12 protein-coding genes and 1 pseudogene are annotated in these 16024 nt (G+C 66.2%); 10 read left to right on the top strand and 3 right to left on the bottom strand.

Going from position 1 to position 16024, the window contains the following annotated elements; translation table 11 throughout:
* Positions 1 to 304 precede the first annotated feature (304 nt).
* Positions 305 to 1576: pseudogene (locus tag GZ998_RS04800) on the top strand (IS256 family transposase).
* Between the two features lie 290 nt (positions 1577 to 1866).
* On the opposite strand, the gene GZ998_RS04805 reads toward GZ998_RS04800, so the two are convergent.
* Positions 1867 to 2220: a DUF2304 domain-containing protein gene (locus GZ998_RS04805; protein ID WP_161924600.1), complete on the bottom strand. Its 354-nt coding sequence runs from the start codon at positions 2218 to 2220 to the stop codon at positions 1867 to 1869.
* A 44-nt stretch (positions 2221 to 2264) separates the two neighbouring features.
* Positions 2265 to 2972, bottom strand: coding sequence for a glycosyltransferase family 2 protein (locus GZ998_RS04810; protein ID WP_162679209.1), 708 nt, complete (start codon positions 2970 to 2972; stop codon positions 2265 to 2267).
* Positions 2973 to 3074: 102 nt separating this feature from the next.
* Here GZ998_RS04810 and GZ998_RS04815 point away from each other — a divergent pair, with 102 nt between their 5' ends.
* The 5 genes from GZ998_RS04815 to GZ998_RS04835 all read left to right on the top strand — a co-directional run bounded on the left by GZ998_RS04815 (position 3075) and on the right by GZ998_RS04835 (position 8296).
* The gene (locus GZ998_RS04815; protein WP_162679208.1) at positions 3075 to 3755 is read left to right on the top strand and encodes an acyltransferase; all 681 of its coding nucleotides are present in this window, start codon (positions 3075 to 3077) and stop codon (positions 3753 to 3755) included.
* Positions 3755 to 4885 carry a DegT/DnrJ/EryC1/StrS aminotransferase family protein gene (locus tag GZ998_RS04820; RefSeq protein ID WP_219109194.1) on the top strand — a complete coding sequence of 377 codons (1131 nt, stop codon included), beginning with the start codon at positions 3755 to 3757 and terminating at the stop codon, positions 4883 to 4885. Before GZ998_RS04815 ends, GZ998_RS04820 begins: the two co-directional genes overlap by 1 nt.
* A gap of 1 nt (position 4886) precedes the next feature.
* Positions 4887 to 5894, top strand: a complete 1008-nt coding sequence (locus tag GZ998_RS04825) for a Gfo/Idh/MocA family protein (RefSeq protein ID WP_219109195.1) — start codon at positions 4887 to 4889, stop codon at positions 5892 to 5894.
* Positions 5891 to 7159: a glycosyltransferase family 4 protein gene (locus tag GZ998_RS04830; protein ID WP_308807163.1), complete on the top strand. Its 1269-nt coding sequence runs from the start codon at positions 5891 to 5893 to the stop codon at positions 7157 to 7159. The genes GZ998_RS04825 and GZ998_RS04830 overlap by 4 nt, the downstream gene beginning before the upstream one ends.
* A gap of 135 nt (positions 7160 to 7294) precedes the next feature.
* Positions 7295 to 8296, top strand: coding sequence for a hypothetical protein (locus tag GZ998_RS04835; protein ID WP_219109196.1), 1002 nt, complete (start codon positions 7295 to 7297; stop codon positions 8294 to 8296).
* A 60-nt stretch (positions 8297 to 8356) separates the two neighbouring features.
* Here the strand turns inward: GZ998_RS04835 and GZ998_RS04840 are convergent, their stop codons facing one another.
* Positions 8357 to 9937, bottom strand: a complete 1581-nt coding sequence (locus GZ998_RS04840) for an asparagine synthetase B family protein (RefSeq protein ID WP_219109197.1) — start codon at positions 9935 to 9937, stop codon at positions 8357 to 8359.
* Positions 9938 to 10035: 98 nt separating this feature from the next.
* On the opposite strand from GZ998_RS04840, the gene GZ998_RS04845 reads away from it, so the two are divergent.
* The 4 genes from GZ998_RS04845 to GZ998_RS04860 all read left to right on the top strand — a co-directional run bounded on the left by GZ998_RS04845 (position 10036) and on the right by GZ998_RS04860 (position 15999).
* Positions 10036 to 11334, top strand: a complete 1299-nt coding sequence (locus tag GZ998_RS04845) for a lipopolysaccharide biosynthesis protein (protein ID WP_219109198.1) — start codon at positions 10036 to 10038, stop codon at positions 11332 to 11334.
* A gap of 86 nt (positions 11335 to 11420) precedes the next feature.
* Positions 11421 to 12704, top strand: a complete 1284-nt coding sequence (locus tag GZ998_RS04850; RefSeq protein WP_219109199.1) for a glycosyltransferase — start codon at positions 11421 to 11423, stop codon at positions 12702 to 12704.
* Complete coding sequence (locus GZ998_RS04855; RefSeq protein ID WP_237564124.1) at positions 12701 to 13822, top strand: glycosyltransferase; 1122 nt, start codon at positions 12701 to 12703, stop codon at positions 13820 to 13822. Before GZ998_RS04850 ends, GZ998_RS04855 begins: the two co-directional genes overlap by 4 nt.
* A gap of 50 nt (positions 13823 to 13872) precedes the next feature.
* Positions 13873 to 15999 (top strand): DUF6541 family protein, encoded by a 2127-nt coding sequence (locus GZ998_RS04860; RefSeq protein WP_161924592.1) that lies wholly within the window; start codon positions 13873 to 13875, stop codon positions 15997 to 15999.
* Positions 16000 to 16024: the final 25 nt, after the last annotated feature.

Raw genomic sequence — 16024 nt, forward strand, 5'->3', positions numbered from 1 at the left:
CTTGGGGCTGGCGAGGTCGTATTCGCCGCATGGGGGACGTTCTCGGGTTGGTGAGGTGGTCGTAGTCGACCACCCGACGCCGGCCGAATACGACCCGCGCTGTTGGGCGTGGTGGCCGCCGTGTCGTACTCGGCCACCTGATGGGCCGGTTCTCGTCAAACAGGGCCCCGAACACAACCAACACCAACAGCCGCGGGGTGGGTCTCGTAGTGTGGTGGCAATTCCCGCGAGGGGTTCCCTGTGGTAGGGGGCATCGTGGGAGCCCAGATTCTCGACCAAGATTCACCAGGAAGGTTCACCCACGATGCCCGAGAACAAGTCTGCCGTGTCCACACTGATCGCGGAAGTCCTTGAGGACCCCGACCTGGCCCACAATGATGTCTTCCGCCGGCTGCTTCAGGCCGGCCTGCAGGACCTCGTGGACGCCGAAGCCTCCGCGGTGATCGGTGCCGACAGGTACGAGCGCACCGAGAGGCGCACCAACCGTCGTAACGGCACCCGTCCCAGAAGGCTGGCGACCACCGCCGGGGAGGTTGACCTGGCCATCCCCAAACTGAGGCAGGGCTCGTTCTTCCCGTCCCTGCTGTCCCCGCGTAAGCGGGTGGACAAGGCCCTGTACGCAGTGATCTGCCAGGCCTGGATCGAGGGTGTGTCCACCCGGAAGGTCGATGACCTGGTTAAGGCCCTGGGCAACGAGTCCGGGATCTGGCAGGGCGACCGTCTCGCGGGTCTGCAAGGACATAGACGAGGGCGTGCACGAGTTCCTGTCCCGACCGTTGGATCACACCTGGTTCCCCTACCTGTTCGTTGACGCCACCTACGTGGACGTAAGGCTGGGCCACCGGGTCGTCTCCCAGGCCCTGGTAGTGGCCACCGGGGTCTCGGCCCAGGGCAGGAGGGAGATCCTGGGCACGGGGCGTCGGGGACGCGGAGACCACGGACTTTTGGACCGCTTTTCTGCGGTCCTTGCGCGAGCGGGGGCTGAAAGTGCCTACCCAGGAGGACCCACAGGGGGTGGTGCTGGTAACCAGCGATGCCCACTGGGGCATCAAGAACGCGGTCAAGGCGATCCTGCCGGGCGCCTCGTGGCAGCGGTGCCGAGTGCACTTCGCCCGCAACATCGGCCTCCAAGCTCGGCTCGGCCCGCTCCAAGCCCGTAAACGCCCTGATTACGACGATCTTCGCTCAGACCACTGGCGAGGCCGTGAAGGACACTTACAAGCAGGTCACAGCCTCTCTGCGTTCCTCGTTCCCTGAGATAGCCGACATGCTGGCCGAGGCCGAGCCGGACCTGACCGCGTTCGCCGCCTTCCCCAGGGAGCACTGGCCCAAGATCTGGTCCAACAACCCCATTGAGCGTCTCAACCGTGAGATCAAGCGCCGCGCGGATGTGGTCCAGGTCTTCCCCGACCGAGACTCCGTGACCAGACTGGTCGGTGCCGTCCTACAGGAGCAGCACGAGGAATGGCAGTACGGCGAACGCCGCTACCTGTCGGAGACCTCCCTGCGCCACCTCACACGGATCCTCCACGAACAAGCCGAAACCACCCACCCCATCATGGCCATCACCGCCTAGAACATTTACACCACACCAAGAGACTTGACCCAGCCCCAGCTCAACCCCCCCACACCCACAAACACGAAGAGCCGGTTAAGGCCAGAGTTGCGCGTGTCGCGCACTCGCTGAGGTTCTCGCCAGGACGGGATGCAAGGGCCAGATGGGATCTGGACGGCTTCCTGAGCCGACTCGAGTGGGCAAGGCTCAACGCGCCTGCCGACGCCTCCTCGCCAAGTGTCGTAGCCCGGAGATGCGGGAAGCCTCGCCGAGGGCTGCTCCGCTACGGACGTCGTTGCGTGTGGTGCGTCTTAGGGCAGCGAGGGCGGCGGTGGGGCGTCATTCAGCGCCACTCGCCGCGCCAGCCGAGTGATCTGCCGCTCGCGGGCGGCATTGCGGCGGAAGGAGGACAGGATCTGGAACAGGAACGCCACCACCAGGGCATACAGCAGCAGGTCGGTGCCCCGGCCCACCCCGACCAGGTGTGCCAGCCGCGTCAGCAGCGACGGCGCCAGGATCGCGGCAATGGCAAAGACGACGAAGGCGAGCGTCAGGAGCCGACGCCCCGCCTGGTGCCGGGCGCCGCCCGGGGAGCGCAGCATCATCCACCCCATGGCGGCGACCGCGAGGATCAGGAGGATCTGGATGATGATCTGGGAGCTCATGGCGTCCAGTATGGCAGTTTCAGCGACCCGCCAGGGGCGCGGGGCTACGAGAACAGCAGGTCAACCAGGATGTTGACGGAGTTCCACAGGGACTGCCCCTTGGCGCGGGAGTAGTCGGTGTAGGCGATGTGTACCGGGAACTCCCGCCAGGGCAGTCGCATCGCGCCGAGCTGGCGGATGATCTCCGAGGCGTGCGCCATCCGGTTCTGCCGCAGGTCGAGCTGCGCGGCGGCGTCGCGGCGAATCACGCGCAGCCCGTTGTGCGCATCGGTCAGGTGCATGCCGGTAGTGCGTGAGGCGGCAAGCGCCGCCGTTTTGAGTACCAGGCGCTTGAGCCAGCCGACGGGGGAGGCATTGCCCAGGAATCGCGATCCCAGAACGAAGGCAAGATCCTCCTGCCTCGCGGCTTGCACCATGGCGGCGGCGTCCTGGACCGAGTGCTGGCCGTCGGCGTCGAAGGTGACTACGTAACGCCCGTCGGTGCGCTCCAGTACGTAGGTGATGCCCGTTTGTAGGGCGGCCCCCTGGCCCAGGTTCAGCGGATGCCGGACGACTACGGCGCCGCCCGCCTGCGCCTGCGCGGCCGAGTCGTCCTGGGAGCCGTCGTCCACCGCCACGATCAGGGGGAAGACACGCCGCGCCTCCTCGATCACGCCACGCACAACCTGGCCCTCGTTGTATAGGGGCACAACTAGCCAGGCATCGGTTACCGGCGCGGGAGAACGCGTCTGGAAGCCTTCAGCGGATGTCACCGCCGCATTCTCGCACAACCTTGGCCTAGGATGGCGACGCAGGGCCGCCCGAAGGATCGGTGTCCGCCCGCACGTCAGAAGCCAGACCAGTCAGGAGCCGCCATGAGTCCGGCCAGTCCCGCCCGGATCGCCCCTTCCGCCGACGTCTCGCCCGAGGCGAGTATTGGTGACGGCTCATCCATCTGGCACCTGGCCCAGGTGCGTGAGCACGCGGTGCTCGGCGAGGGCTGCATCGTGGGCCGTGGCGCGTACATCGGCGAGGGCGTGCGCATGGGCCGCAATTGCAAGGTGCAGAACTACGCCCTGGTCTACGAGCCGGCGCGCCTGGCCGATGGCGTGTTCGTCGGCCCCGCTGTCACCTTCACCAATGACCACTTCCCCCGTGCCGTCAACCCGGACGGCTCCCTGAAGTCAGCCTCGGACTGGGAGCCGGTGGGAGTCACCGTGGAGGAGGGGGCCTCCATCGGGGCGCGCGCCGTCTGTGTTGCCCCCGTGGTAATCGGCGCCTGGGCCACCGTTGCCGCCGGTGCTGTCGTTACCAAGGACGTGCCCGCTCACGCGCTGGTCGCCGGGGTTCCCGCACGCCGCATCGGCTGGGTGGGGCGGGCCGGCGAGCCGCTCGTGCCCGTCGATGATGAGGCCCGGCACCCCTCCGCCCAGAACGACGCCGAGCCGGCCGCCGCGGGCACGCGCCGGTGGCGCTGCCCCGCAACCGGCGCGCTGTACGAAGAAACACTTGCGCCCAACAGTTCCGAAAACACGATCCGGGAGGTCACCCACTGATGTCACGCGAGTTCATTCCCGCTGCGAAGCCGATCATCGGGGACGAGGAGCGCGCCGCCGTTGACGCCGTCATGGCTTCCGGCATGGTTGTGCAGGGGCCGCAGGTCGCCGCCTTCGAGGAGGAGTTCTCCGCCCAGGTGGTTGCCGGCGTCCACGCCGTCGCCGTCAACTCCGGCACCTCCGCCCAGCACCTGGCCACGCTGGCCTGCGACCTCAAGGCCGATGGCGCCGTCCCGGAGGTGATCGTCCCCTCCTTCACCTTCGCTGCCACCGGCAACTCCGTGGCCATCACCGGCGCCAAGCCCGTCTTCGCCGACATCGACCCGGTCACCTTCACCCTGGACCCGGCCTCCGTTGAGGCCGCCATCACCGACAACACGGTCGCCATCGAGGTGGTGCACCTGTACGGCCTGCCGGCGAACATGGAAGAGATCATGGCGATCGCCGCCCGCCACCACCTGGCGGTCTTCGAGGACTGCGCCCAGGCGCACGGCGCCGCCATCAACGGCAAGCCCGTGGGTACCTTCGGGGCGTGGGGCTCCTTCTCCTTCTACCCGACCAAGAACATGACCACCCTGGAGGGCGGCATCGTCTCCACTTCTGACGCGGAGCTGGCGCGCCGCGTGCGCCTGCTGCGCAACCAGGGCATGGAGAAGCAGTACGCCAACGAGCTGGTGGGACTGAACAACCGCATGACGGACGTGGCCGCCGCCGTCGGCCGGGTGCAGCTGAAGAAGCTCGACGGCTGGACCGAGACCCGCCGCGCCAACGCCGCCGCCCTGGACGCCGGACTGGCCGACGTCCCCGGCGTGCTCACCCCGCAAGTCCCGGACGGCTACCGGCACGTCTTCCATCAGTACACGATCCGCCTGGAGGGGGCCACGGCGGCCGAGCGCGACGCCGTCCAGAGCGCCTTGCGCGAGGAGTGGCAGGTCGGCTCCGGCGTCTACTACCCGATCCCCAACCACCGCCTGGAGTCGTTGGCCCCCTACGCCCCCGGGCTGGAGCTGCCGAATACTGAGCTGGTCGCACGCGAGTGCCTGTCTCTGCCGGTGCACCCGTCACTGTCGCAGGCGGACCTGGACCGCATCGTGCAGGCCGTGGCCGCCGTCGTGAAGGCGGGTGCCTGATATGAGCGAGAACGCAACCACCGCCTCCCCGCTGCGTCTGGGCCTGATCGGCCTGGGCTCCATGGGCCGTCACCACGCCCGCGTCATCCGCGCCACCGAGGGCGTGGACCTGGTCGCGGTCGCGGACCCGGGCGGCGACCGCTTCGGCGTCGCCGGGGACCTGCCGGTGCTGCCGGATGTGCATGCCCTCATCGACGCCGGCCTGGACGCCGCCATGGTGGCCGTCCCCACCGTCTACCACGAGGAGGTGGCCCTGGCGCTGGCCGAGGCGGGTGTGCCCACCATGGTGGAGAAACCCATCGCCCACTCCGTGGCGGCCGGCGAGCGGGTGCGTGACGCCTTCGCCTCCCGTGGCCTGGTGGGCGCCGTCGGCTATGTGGAGCGCTGCAACCCGGCCCTGCGGGCACTGCGGGAGCGGCTCGACGCCGGAGAGCTGGGCCAGGTCTACCAGGTCCTCACCCGCCGCCAGGGGCCCTTCCCGGCGCGCATCAGCGACGTCGGCGTGGTCAAGGACCTGGCCACCCACGACGTCGACCTGACGGCCTGGGTGGCCGGTTCCCCGTACGTCTCCATCAGCGCGCAGGTGGCCCACCGCTCCGGGCGGGAGAACGAGGACATGGTGGTTGCCTCCGGTCTGCTCGAGAGCGGCGTGATCGTGTCCCACGTGGTCAACTGGCTGACCCCCTTCAAGGAGCGCGTCACCATCGTCACGGGGGAGAAGGGCTCCTTCGTGGCGGACACGCTCACCGGTGACCTGACGTTCTACGCCAACGGCACCGTCACCTCCGGGTGGGACCAGGTTGCCAACTTCCGCGGCGTTTCCGAGGGCGACGTGATCCGCTACGCGATCCCCAAGCGGGAGCCGCTGGCCCTGGAGCAGGAGCGCTTCCGCGACGCCGTGCGCGGGGTGGGCAGCGAGCATGTCACCATGGCCGAGGGCGTAAACACGCTGCGGGTGGTGGAGGCGGTGCTCACCTCCGCGGCCGAGGGCCGCGCGGTGCAGTTGTGAACCGCCGTCTGCTCGCCCTGGCCGCCGCGGGCGCGGGTGCAGCGCTCGTGGCCGCGGCTCTGCGCGCCCGTCCGGGAGGCGCCGGCCCCCGGGTGGTGCTGGCCACCCGCCTGTACGCCCCCGAGCCGGCCGCCGCCGCGCTACGGCTGCGCGGACTGGCCCGCGCCCTGGCCGACGCCGGCGCACGAGTGACGGTGCTGACCTCCACGCCGCCGGGTATGAGGGCACCCGCCGACCCAGGCGTGGCGGTGCGCTCCGCCCCGGCCCTGCGCGACGAGAGCGGCTACATCCGCGGCTACGCCCAGTACCTCAGCTTCGACATCCCGCTCGCGGCGCGGCTGCTGGCCGGGCCCGCGCCGGACCTGATCGTCGCCGAGCCGCCTCCCACCACCGGGGTGGTGGTGCGCGTGGCCGCCGCCCTGCGTGGCGCTCCTTATGCCTACTACGCCGCCGACGTGTGGTCCGACGCCGCGGCCTCCACCGGCGCCCCCGGCTGGGTGGTTGGTGCCCTGCGGGGAGTGGAGCGCCTGGTGCTGCGGGGTGCCCGCACAGTGCTGGCCGTCAACGACGGCGTCGCCGAGCGGGTGGGTGAGCTGGGTGCCCGTGCGGTGACGGTGGTTCCCAACGGCATCGACACCGACGTGTTCACCCCCGCCGGCCCGCGCGCCGCCGACGCGCCGCAGGCCCCCTACTTCCTGTACGCCGGCACCGCCTCGGAGTGGCAGGGCGCGGGTGTATTCATCGAGGCGCTGCGCCTGGTGCACCGGCAGGAGCCCGAGGCGCGGCTGGTGTTCCTGGGGCAGGGCAGCGACTGGCAGACGCTGAAGGATCTGGCGGGCGGCGATGCGCGCGTGGAGTTTCACGACCTGGTTCCTGCGGCGGAGGCGGCCACCTGGCAGCGCGGGGCGGTGGCCTCGGTGGTGTCGATCCGTCCCGGCCTCGGCTACGACTTCGCCTACCCGACCAAGATCTTCGCTGCCCTGGCCTGCGGCACGCCGGTGGTCTACGCCGGACCCGGGCCGGCGCGCACCGACCTGCCCGCCAACGCCCTGGGCTGGGCGAGTGACTACGACGCCGAGCAGGTGGCCGCCGCCATGCTGGCCGCCCTGGGGGCCTCCCGGGCGGGTGAGGCGCAGCGGGCCGAGGCTGCGGATCGCCGTCGGGAATGGGTCATGCAGAACCGCTCCATGCGGGCAGCCCTGCGCGACGCGGCCGAGGTGCTGCTGGCCGAGGTGGCGGCGGCGGAGGTGCCGCTGGCGGAATGACAAGCGACTTTCTGCTCTGATGCGAGCTTTTGCACCCTGGTGTGCGCCTATTTGCCGCACACCAGGGTGCAAAGACTCGGAGCTGGCTGTGGAGGTGTTCTCCGCAGGCCCGTCGTGGCATGTGAGAATGGCTTAGTGAAGGTTCTGCATGTCAACGACGTCGCTCGGATAGGTAGCGCACTGGTGCGCCAGGCTCGCAGCATCGGTCTTGACTGGACTCTGTACGACACTGCCCGGGTTGATCCCCGCTGGTCGCCGCGTACTCGCGCGCTGCGCCGCGCGTTGCGCGGGGCGGCCTGGGAGGCGGGGCTTGCACGCAGAGCACTGGCGTCGGATCTTCTTGACATTCACGGAGCGACGGTGACTGCGCATACACGGTGGCTGCGCCGTCCCTATGTGCTGCACCTGCACGGAACGGACATCCGTGTACGACGCTACGAGCCCGCATACACAAACCTGGTAGAGCGCGCTGTACGTGAGGCCTTGGATGTCTATTACACAACCCCTGACCTGGCCGAGCATGTACTGGACCTGGCACCCGCAGCCACGCTCCAACCCGTGATCGTAGACGTGGGCGAGCTGCCGAGAGCTGTGGATACCGCCGCGGCGCCTCCACGCATACTCTTCCCCTCCCGGTGGGATGCGGCTAAAGGAGGGGACATGCAGCTTGAGCTCCTGGCCGCGTTGCGTGATGAACACGGCGATCAGATAGTGCTTGAAGGCCTGGACTGGGGTGAGAACGCCGCTACCGCGGCGCGGGACTTCGGTGTGGTGCTACGGCAGCGGATGACTCACGATGACTATGCGCGGTGGCTGGGAAGCGGCAGCTTGGCCGTGGGACAAATGTCCGGGTACATGAGTATTTCCGAGCTTGAGGCGATTGCCACGGGCACCACCACGGTCATGGCGCTGAACTCGCGCTGGTACGACGGATCGCATCCAACGACGCGTGATGTGCCCGTGCTCGGTGGGGTGACGGCTCCCGAGCGCCTGCTGGAAACCACGTTGGAGGGAGTTCGTGAAGCGCTTGCGGGCGTGCGTGTGCAGGGCGGACGAGAGTGGGTTGAGGCCAACCACTCGCCTGCGCGAGCTGTTGAACGGCTTCAGGAACGCTTCGCGCTGGTGAGTGGCTCCTGAACGCCGAGGCTGCTGATGCCGATGCCAAGGCCTAGGCGCGCGAGCGCCGGGGGTGATTAGTCAGGACGACGGTACTAGATCGGTGCCCCACTGGTTGTCCAGGAACAGCTGTGTCCACAGGCCCAGTGACGTGGTTCCCCGGGCGAAGCGCCAGGCCTGTTCTGAACGCGGAATCCCCTCGGTGAAGGCTTCGAAGGCCATGGGGTGATCCAGCATGGTGCGTACCGAGCGGACTCGTGATAGCAGCCGGTCGCCTCCAGTGGCGCGCATAGCGGCAAGCAACGCGCGCTTGGGGACGGCGGGCATAGACACACTGGGCGCCCGATACAGCTCCTGCTCCTGTCCCGTCACGCAAGCATAGCGGGCGCCGGTGTAGCGGGCGTACCAGTCGCGGTTCGCGGTCAGTTCCTCCGATCCGTTCAGCCAGCAGTCCCACACCTCGGAGTCCAGCAAGGGAAGCGCCCAGTCGTAGCCGAAGAACTCATAGGCCTTCATGGAGTTGTTGATGTATTTTGCCTGCCGCTCCCTGAGATTGAACCATGCCAGCAACCCTTGCACGCCGCGTTCGCGGTCCAGCGGCGCCTCTGTCTCCGCGCGCCGGATCTCCTCGCGCAGGAGCGGTAGCGCGCGGTATGCCTCGGGAGAACCCTGGAGCACCGCGTATCGGCGGGCGATGGCGGTGAACACTTGAGCGTTCGAGGGGGATGAGTGCAGCAAGCCGGTGTCGTGCAGTGTCCGGACCGCTGCGTGCCCGGGGAGGATAATCGCGTCGTCGTCGACCAGGTGGTCTTCCCTGATTACGGTCAGGGCGTACCAGTCCTGCACGTGGGGGAGTGAGGTGAGCCCCCAGGTGGCGCCCTGAAAGTGAGCGCCGGCGGCGGTGTGCCAGCGCTGCGCGATTCGCGAGGGGTCTAGGTCCACTGAGAACCAGTCGATCCCCAGCGCCTGTGCCACGGCCCGAGAAATTGAGATCTCCCGGGAGCCGGGCTTGCCGTAGGTATAGGCGATTACTCGGGGGGCACCCAGACGCTTGAGCCAGACCGCCAGCAGCCGCGAGTCGAGCCCGCCCGATAGCGGGAGTACCAGTTGCCGGCCTTCGGCGTGCGCAAGCAAACGGGTCACCGCCAAGTCCAGGGCATGATCGAAGGCCTCGTCAAACTCTGCGGCGGAGGTGATTGGGTTGGTGCTGTACCCGAAAGAGTCCCACAGGCTGCACGTCCAGGTACCGTCAGGGTGCAGAACCACGGTTGAGGCCGCTGGTGTCGCGTGCACGCCGCTCACCAGGGTCCGGGAGCCGACCACGAAACCGGTGTGGAGGAACACGTCTGCGGCCTCCGCATCGCGGTTCCAGGAACCCGAGTGCTTGCGAAGTGACTCCGGGTCATCGCTGACCATCCATTGGCCGTTTACATAGGTGAACAGCAGGTGGTGGGAGCGCAGACGGTCGGTGTCGATGCGGAGGTCCCGGCCCTGGCGGGTGACGACGGTCCACTGACCGCGCCGATCGGATGGCGCGGCAGCGGAAACACTGTTCACAGTGTCCTCGTTGTCCCAGTCGCGCACCGGACGCCACAGCCACTCCGATGCTGTAGGCGTGCTGGTCCACAGCGGAGAGGTGAGCATCATCCGGAAGTTCTCCATGGGGCTCCTCAAGCCGTCGGGGTGTGAAGCGAGGCCGTGTGATACGTGAGGCTCGCGGCATGCTCGGTGGGAGAGGCACGACGTGATTCAATACCCGCATGGTACAGCGGTTGCGTGACAGGTGGGAAAGGCTGCGGACTGGGAGCCCCGTCCTGGGTGCCATCCTCACCCTGGTGTCAGGGACGGCTACCGCGCAGGCGATCACCTTTGTCCTGCAGATCTTCATAGCCCGGGTCTACTCGGACACGGACAAGGGCCTGTTCGGGATCTACGGATCCATCACTGGCTTCGTCATCACCTTCGCCGCGCTGCGCTTCGACTTGACCGTGGTGCTCCCCAAGGACGATCGTGCGGCTAAGGTCCTTGAGCGCCTGTCCCGACGATGCATCGTAGTCAGCTCCCTGCTGACCTCACTTGTCTGTATGGTCGGCGCAACCGTACTGCGTGACCACTACCACCACTCTGAGCAGTTGATGTGGTGGCTTATGATCTCTGGCGTTACCGTCTTCCTGGTAGCGCAAATCACCAACGTGCAGTACTGGCTCACCCGCAAGGGTCGGTTCGGAGACATCGCTCGCAACCGCGTGTTCCAGTATACGGCGGTTGCTAGTTGTCAACTTGTGGCGGGGCTGATCATGCACGGTGGGCTCTCTGCGATCATCATCGGCACAATCACCGGGCAGCTGCTGACCCTGGTCTTCCTGGAGCGCCGCGTTCCCGAACTGCATGAGCCGAGGGACCCCGAGGCGCCGACGATGCGCGAGATGATGCGGCGGTACTGGAAGATGCCGTTACTTAACGGCCCCAACGTCTTCGTGGACTCGATCCGCAACAACGGCATCAACCTGTTCATTGGTGCGGCATCGGTGGCGGCACTGGGGCAGTTTCAGCTCGCTTGGAGCACCATGCAGGTGCCTGTCTCCCTTATCTCCGGGTCGGTGTCCCAGGTGTTCCTGAAGAAGTTGTCGGACGCAGAGCCGGGGACCATGGCACCTCTGGTAAGGGCCGTGCTGTGGCGCGCCTTCCTGGCCGCGATTGTGCCCTTCGCGCTCCTGTACCTGCTGGCGCCCTGGCTGTTCCCGCTGGTGTTCGGGCCCACGTGGGACGATGCCGGATACTACGCACGCGCGCTCACGCCGTGGCTGTTCATGAACGTGCTCACCTCGCCGATCTCTAATATATTCGTGGTGACCGAGCAGCAGAGCCGACTGCTGGCGTTTGCTGTGGTCTACTGCGCCGTCCCGCTGACATGGCTCTGGCTCAGCCCGCTGCCCATCATGCAGACCGTGTACGTACTGGGGATGCTGATGGCAGTGATGCTGGTCGTCATGCTGTGCATGGCGCTGCTGACCGCCCGGCGCTATGACCGCACGGGCGGACGCGACGACGTACGATGACGGAACTACCAGCTCGCTTACGCTGCGTATGCGAGAATGCGACCGCAGTCTGCGCTCACATAATGCCGCCGCACGGGAGGGCCCACGTGAAAAAGTCACCTGTTCCCCTGGTCGTCTTCACCGACAACTACCCCTTTGATGTCGGGGAGGAGTTCTTCGAGCAGGAGATCAGCTACCTAGCCGAGCGCTTCGCCGAGGTCTGGGTGGTTCCGATGCGGGCCGGTGTAGGCGCATCCAAGACGCGGAAGCTGCCGGAGAACGTCTCCGCTGTCCTGCTCCCTTTAGCGGACGGCCGGAGCTGGAAGCAGCGCCTGCCTAGGCACATGCCCCGGCTCATCGCAGGACCTGGGCGAATCGAGCTCGGGAACACACGCCGCTCGGCAGCTTGTGCGGTCCGTGAACTGCATTTCGCTGTTGATGTGCTGCACCGCTTCGAGCTCTTTACCCGTGCGCGCCTGTACCGCGAACGTCTGGCCGGGAGACCGCTAGTCGCCTACGGCTACTGGCTCTACTACGGTGCTGGAATGGCGCAGATGCTGCGGGCCACCCATGACGCCCCGGTAGCCGCTGTGTCCCGCGCGCACGCCTATGATGTCAACGAGTCCTACAAGCCCCAGGGCCACCTGCCGGCTCGCCGTCGGCTGGTCGGAGGGCTGGATGAGGTCTATCCGATCTCCCACTATGCGGCGTCGTTCCTGACACCATACCTCGGCGCAGGCACCGCTAACCTGCAAATACGCCACCTGGGGGTGCCTGCCGGTGGAAGGGGAGACTGTAGCCGGGAGCCGATTCATATAGTCAGCTGCTCGCATCTAGCCCCGTACAAGCGCGTGGACCGAATCGCTGACGCAGTAGGGGCGCTCAGTGGTCGGGGCCTGCAGGTTCGGTGGACGCATATCGGCGAACGGGATGAGGCGAGGCTGAGTTCGATAAGGCAGTACACCGCAACAGTCGCGCCTGGCGCGCAGGTTGAATTCATGGGGTACCAACCGAATTCGCGTATACGCTCCCTGCTAGAGGCAGGCGGATTTACGGTGCTTGTCAATTCCTCTTCGGGAGAAGGCGTCCCGGTATCGATTATGGAGGCAATGGCGGCTGGGCTGCCGGTTGTCGCCACGGACGTGGGCGGCACCAAGGAGATAGTCCATGATGGAGTGAATGGGAGGCTAGTGCCTGCTGACGCCACTGGAGACGACCTCGCGGATGCGATTGCGGGGGTTGCTGGAGCATCTGCCAGCGACTTCGCCCGGATGCGCGAGCAGGCGGTGCGCACCTGGGACGAGGAATTCAATGCCGATCGGCAGTACAGCGACATGGCCGAGCGGTTGGTGCAGCTCGCCAGCCGGCTCGGGCGGGGGGATGCGGCATGAGCGCGCAAGGCGATAGGCCGTGGATGGTCTTCCACGCCCCGTACCCGCTGGACCCGGATCCGACTTCGGCGTCCCGGCTGCGTCCGCTGCGCATGCGGGAGGCGTTTGCGCAGATCGGCTACAGGGTCTTTGACCTCTCTGGCTCGGTTAGCCGCCGGAGTAGGGCGTTCGCTGCCCTGCGCGCGCGAATCGCCGCCGGTGACCGGCCCGCATTCCTGTACAGCGAGAATTCGACTCAGCCCAACGTACTGGCTACGAGCGTGCGCACCGGTGTCGCTCCGTTGCTCGACTATCGCATTATGCGGGCGATGAGGCATGCTGGAGTGCCGGTGGGCGTGTTTTATCGAGATGCCTATTGGCGTTTCGCGTTCGGGAGGGCGTCGGGCTTGCGTGGGTCGATTGTCCCTGCGCTACAGAAGGCGGACTTGGTAGGATATCGTCGTAACGGAGTCAACTTTTTTGTTCCGTCGAGGCCGATGGCTGATGTTCTTGGTTTGGATGATGATGTATGCTCGCCGTTACCTCCGGCTGGACAGGCCGACTGTTCGGAACCATTGCCGCCTGTAGATGGAACGCTGCACCTGGTGTATGTTGGAGGTCTAGGCGGCCATTACGACCTTGACGTGTTCTTCTCCGCTCTTGTTGCGATCCCGTGTGCGCAGTTGGAATTAGTCACTCGAAAACCGTTGTGGGAGACGGCGGTGGCTGCGAACCCTGAACTCTCTGCGGAGCAAATCAGGGTGAGTCATCTTGCGGCGAATGAGTTGGCGCCGGTGTATAGACGCGCGAGTGTGGGCGTACTTACCGCTCGCCCTAGCGAATACTGGAGTTTCGCGGTGCCGGTGAAACTCTTCGAGTATCTGTCGTACGGTAGGCCGGTGATCGCCACACGGGGCACCGAGACCGGCAGGATCGTCGAGGCCAATGGTGCCGGGTGGGTGGTCGACTATGACCGGGATGAGATTGCTTCCCTGCTTGCCCACCTGCAGGAAGCTCCGGAGGAGATTGCGGAGCGAGCTGCGGCCGCCCGAGCAGCTGCACGAGTCAATACCTGGGCGGACCGGGCGCGGGACGCCGCCAGAACGTTGTCGCCGCAGAGCCTGGAGGCACTGCTCTGAACCGCTGGTACGTGTTATAGCGGCCACCTCATTTCAAGAGAAAGTTCCTCATGTCAGTTCTCCTGCCGTGGCTGCACAATGCCGGCCACCTCATCGGCCTCATCGGGTTGGTGTTCGCGCCGGGCTGGGCGGCGTTGCGCGCTCTAGGATATCGGGGCGTGCTGCCGGTGGCGGCAGCGCCGCCAGTGACCTTTGCCGGGATTGCCTTGCTCGGTCAGGTCTACTCCTGGACGGGCGTGCGCTACACGATCACCTCGTTGGTAATCGGTCTGGTGCTGTACGTGCTTGTCGTCTCGTTGACTGCGCGGCTCGTTCTAGGCGGTCTGCCCGCGGTCTTACCGGAGGAACTATCGCAGCGGAGGCGCGGTACGGCGGGCATGGCGCTGCTGGCGGCGACCATGACAGGTATTCTTATTGCAGCACCAATAGTTAGCCAGTGGAATCCGGAGCTGCCAGCCCAGCAGATAGACTCGGTGTTCCATTACAATCTTGCTTGGGTCATTACACAGACCGGTGATGCCTCCCTGCTCACCGGTGCTTCCTGGTCGTTCTCCTTGCGTGCAATCCCCGCATACTATCCCTTGGTATGGCATGCCATCGTTGCCGCCGTCGCCGGCCCCGCGCACGTGGTAACAGTGACCAATACGCTGGTCGCGCTCACCCCCGTCATATGGACGCTCGGCATAGCTGCTCTTGCAATGGAGGCCTTCCCCACCTCTAGGTGGGCTCCGGTAATCGCGCCTCTGACGGCGGCTCTGCTTCCGGCGTTTCCAGTGTACATGCTCGGTTATCGGCAGTTGTGGCCCAATGCTCTGGGGTACGCGGTCCTTCCCGCTATGCTCGCGTTGCTGTGCCGGGCGATGCATATGCTCCGCCTCACCGGCACGGCGGGAAGGCGACGAGCCGTCATCGCGCTCGTCGCCTTTATGATCGCTCTGGGAGGGGCGATCGCCACGTATCCATCCGCCGTATTCTCGGTCCTTCTCACCGGTATTCCGCTCCTGTACGGCATAGCGAAGGTCGCAGCGGGTTTCATATTGCGCCGTCTTGGAAGACGACGCGGGACGTTGCTCCTGGTTGCCTTTGGCGTGTTCGCAGTTCTGCTTGTGGGTGGGTTGCTGATACTCGAGCCGGGCGTGATGGCGCGTCTTGCTCGTGAGGGATACGCCGGAGTCTCGAACCTACCCCGGCGTATACAGGCGATGATCACGCTTTGGCCGTTGGGCAGCGGCTACTTGGGGTACCGGCTAGCGCTTGCACTACAGCTGCTGCTGACCGCCGCGGGGCTGGCAATCGCAGCGCGCCGTAAAGAATGGCGATGGATTGCCTGCGCTTGGCTGCTGCCAATGGTTCTACTGGTTGCGGCTTACCTGCCGCTAGGTCCTCTTACTGCGCTCACGGGGCTCTGGTATAACGATCCGTACCGCATCATACCCCTGGTTATTCCGTCAATCTCACTGCTGGCGGTCGTAGCGGTGGAGACTTGTGCCGGGGCTGTTGCCGAGCATGCTTCCGCTCCCCGCCGTAAGGCTACTGCGGAGGTCACCGCTGCGGCCTGTGCAGCGATCCTTCTGGTGGGAGGTGTCGGTGCGGATGCTGCGCGTCGGAGCGTGAGCGAGAGCTCCTACGAGGTAGGCAGTAATGCGCTGGTGCGCACTTTGAGCGCCGACGAGGTACGGATGATCCAGTCATTGCGTGGCAGGACGGACCCGTCTCTAATGGTGCTCGGCGACCCAGCTGCTGGTGCGGCGTACGTTGAGGTTCTAGGCGGTCTGCGCTCGGTGTTCCCCCACATTACCTTCCGCTCCCTGGATTGGGATGCTCATTACCTGGCACTGCACTTCGCAGAGCTCCGCGAGGATCCCGTAGTCTGCGAGCTTATACGGCACTATCGCGTGGGCTACTACTACGCCGACGACTCGGGAACGGTCCCAGGGGTGGACGTCGCCGAGCGCGCCCCCGGACTCTACGGGGTAGACACCTCCACCGGCTTCGAGCTTGTGGCGAGCGGGGACACTGCATCTGTATGGCGCATAACTGCGTGCGGCGAGCTCGACTCGCCGGACTCTCTCGTGCGTGATCCCTGGGGCCTGAACACGCCCTACGAGCCGGTGTACGGACCGGATGGAGAGGTGAATGTCTTCGATGAGGAAGGCAGGCTGATTCTTGAACCCTAGAGCGGCTCCTACGGTTTGGGTGTTC

Origin of the sequence: Actinomyces sp. 594 (assembly GCF_019325145.1) — a bacterium.
In the GTDB taxonomy this organism is placed as follows: Bacteria; Actinomycetota; Actinomycetes; order Actinomycetales; family Actinomycetaceae; genus Actinomyces.

Bases quoted from the DNA above. Each gene is read 5' to 3' on its own strand.
- GZ998_RS04805 (WP_161924600.1), bottom strand. From the start codon at position 2,220: ATGAGCTCCCAGATCATCATCCAGATCCTCCTGATCCTCGCGGTCGCC.
- GZ998_RS04815 (WP_162679208.1), top strand. From the start codon at position 3,075: ATGAGTCCGGCCAGTCCCGCCCGGATCGCCCCTTCCGCCGACGTCTCG.
- GZ998_RS04820 (WP_219109194.1), top strand. From the start codon at position 3,755: ATGTCACGCGAGTTCATTCCCGCTGCGAAGCCGATCATCGGGGACGAG.
- GZ998_RS04825 (WP_219109195.1), top strand. From the start codon at position 4,887: ATGAGCGAGAACGCAACCACCGCCTCCCCGCTGCGTCTGGGCCTGATC.
- GZ998_RS04840 (WP_219109197.1), bottom strand. From the start codon at position 9,937: ATGGAGAACTTCCGGATGATGCTCACCTCTCCGCTGTGGACCAGCACG.
- GZ998_RS04845 (WP_219109198.1), top strand. From the start codon at position 10,036: ATGGTACAGCGGTTGCGTGACAGGTGGGAAAGGCTGCGGACTGGGAGC.
- GZ998_RS04855 (WP_237564124.1), top strand. From the start codon at position 12,701: ATGAGCGCGCAAGGCGATAGGCCGTGGATGGTCTTCCACGCCCCGTAC.
- GZ998_RS04860 (WP_161924592.1), top strand. From the start codon at position 13,873: ATGTCAGTTCTCCTGCCGTGGCTGCACAATGCCGGCCACCTCATCGGC.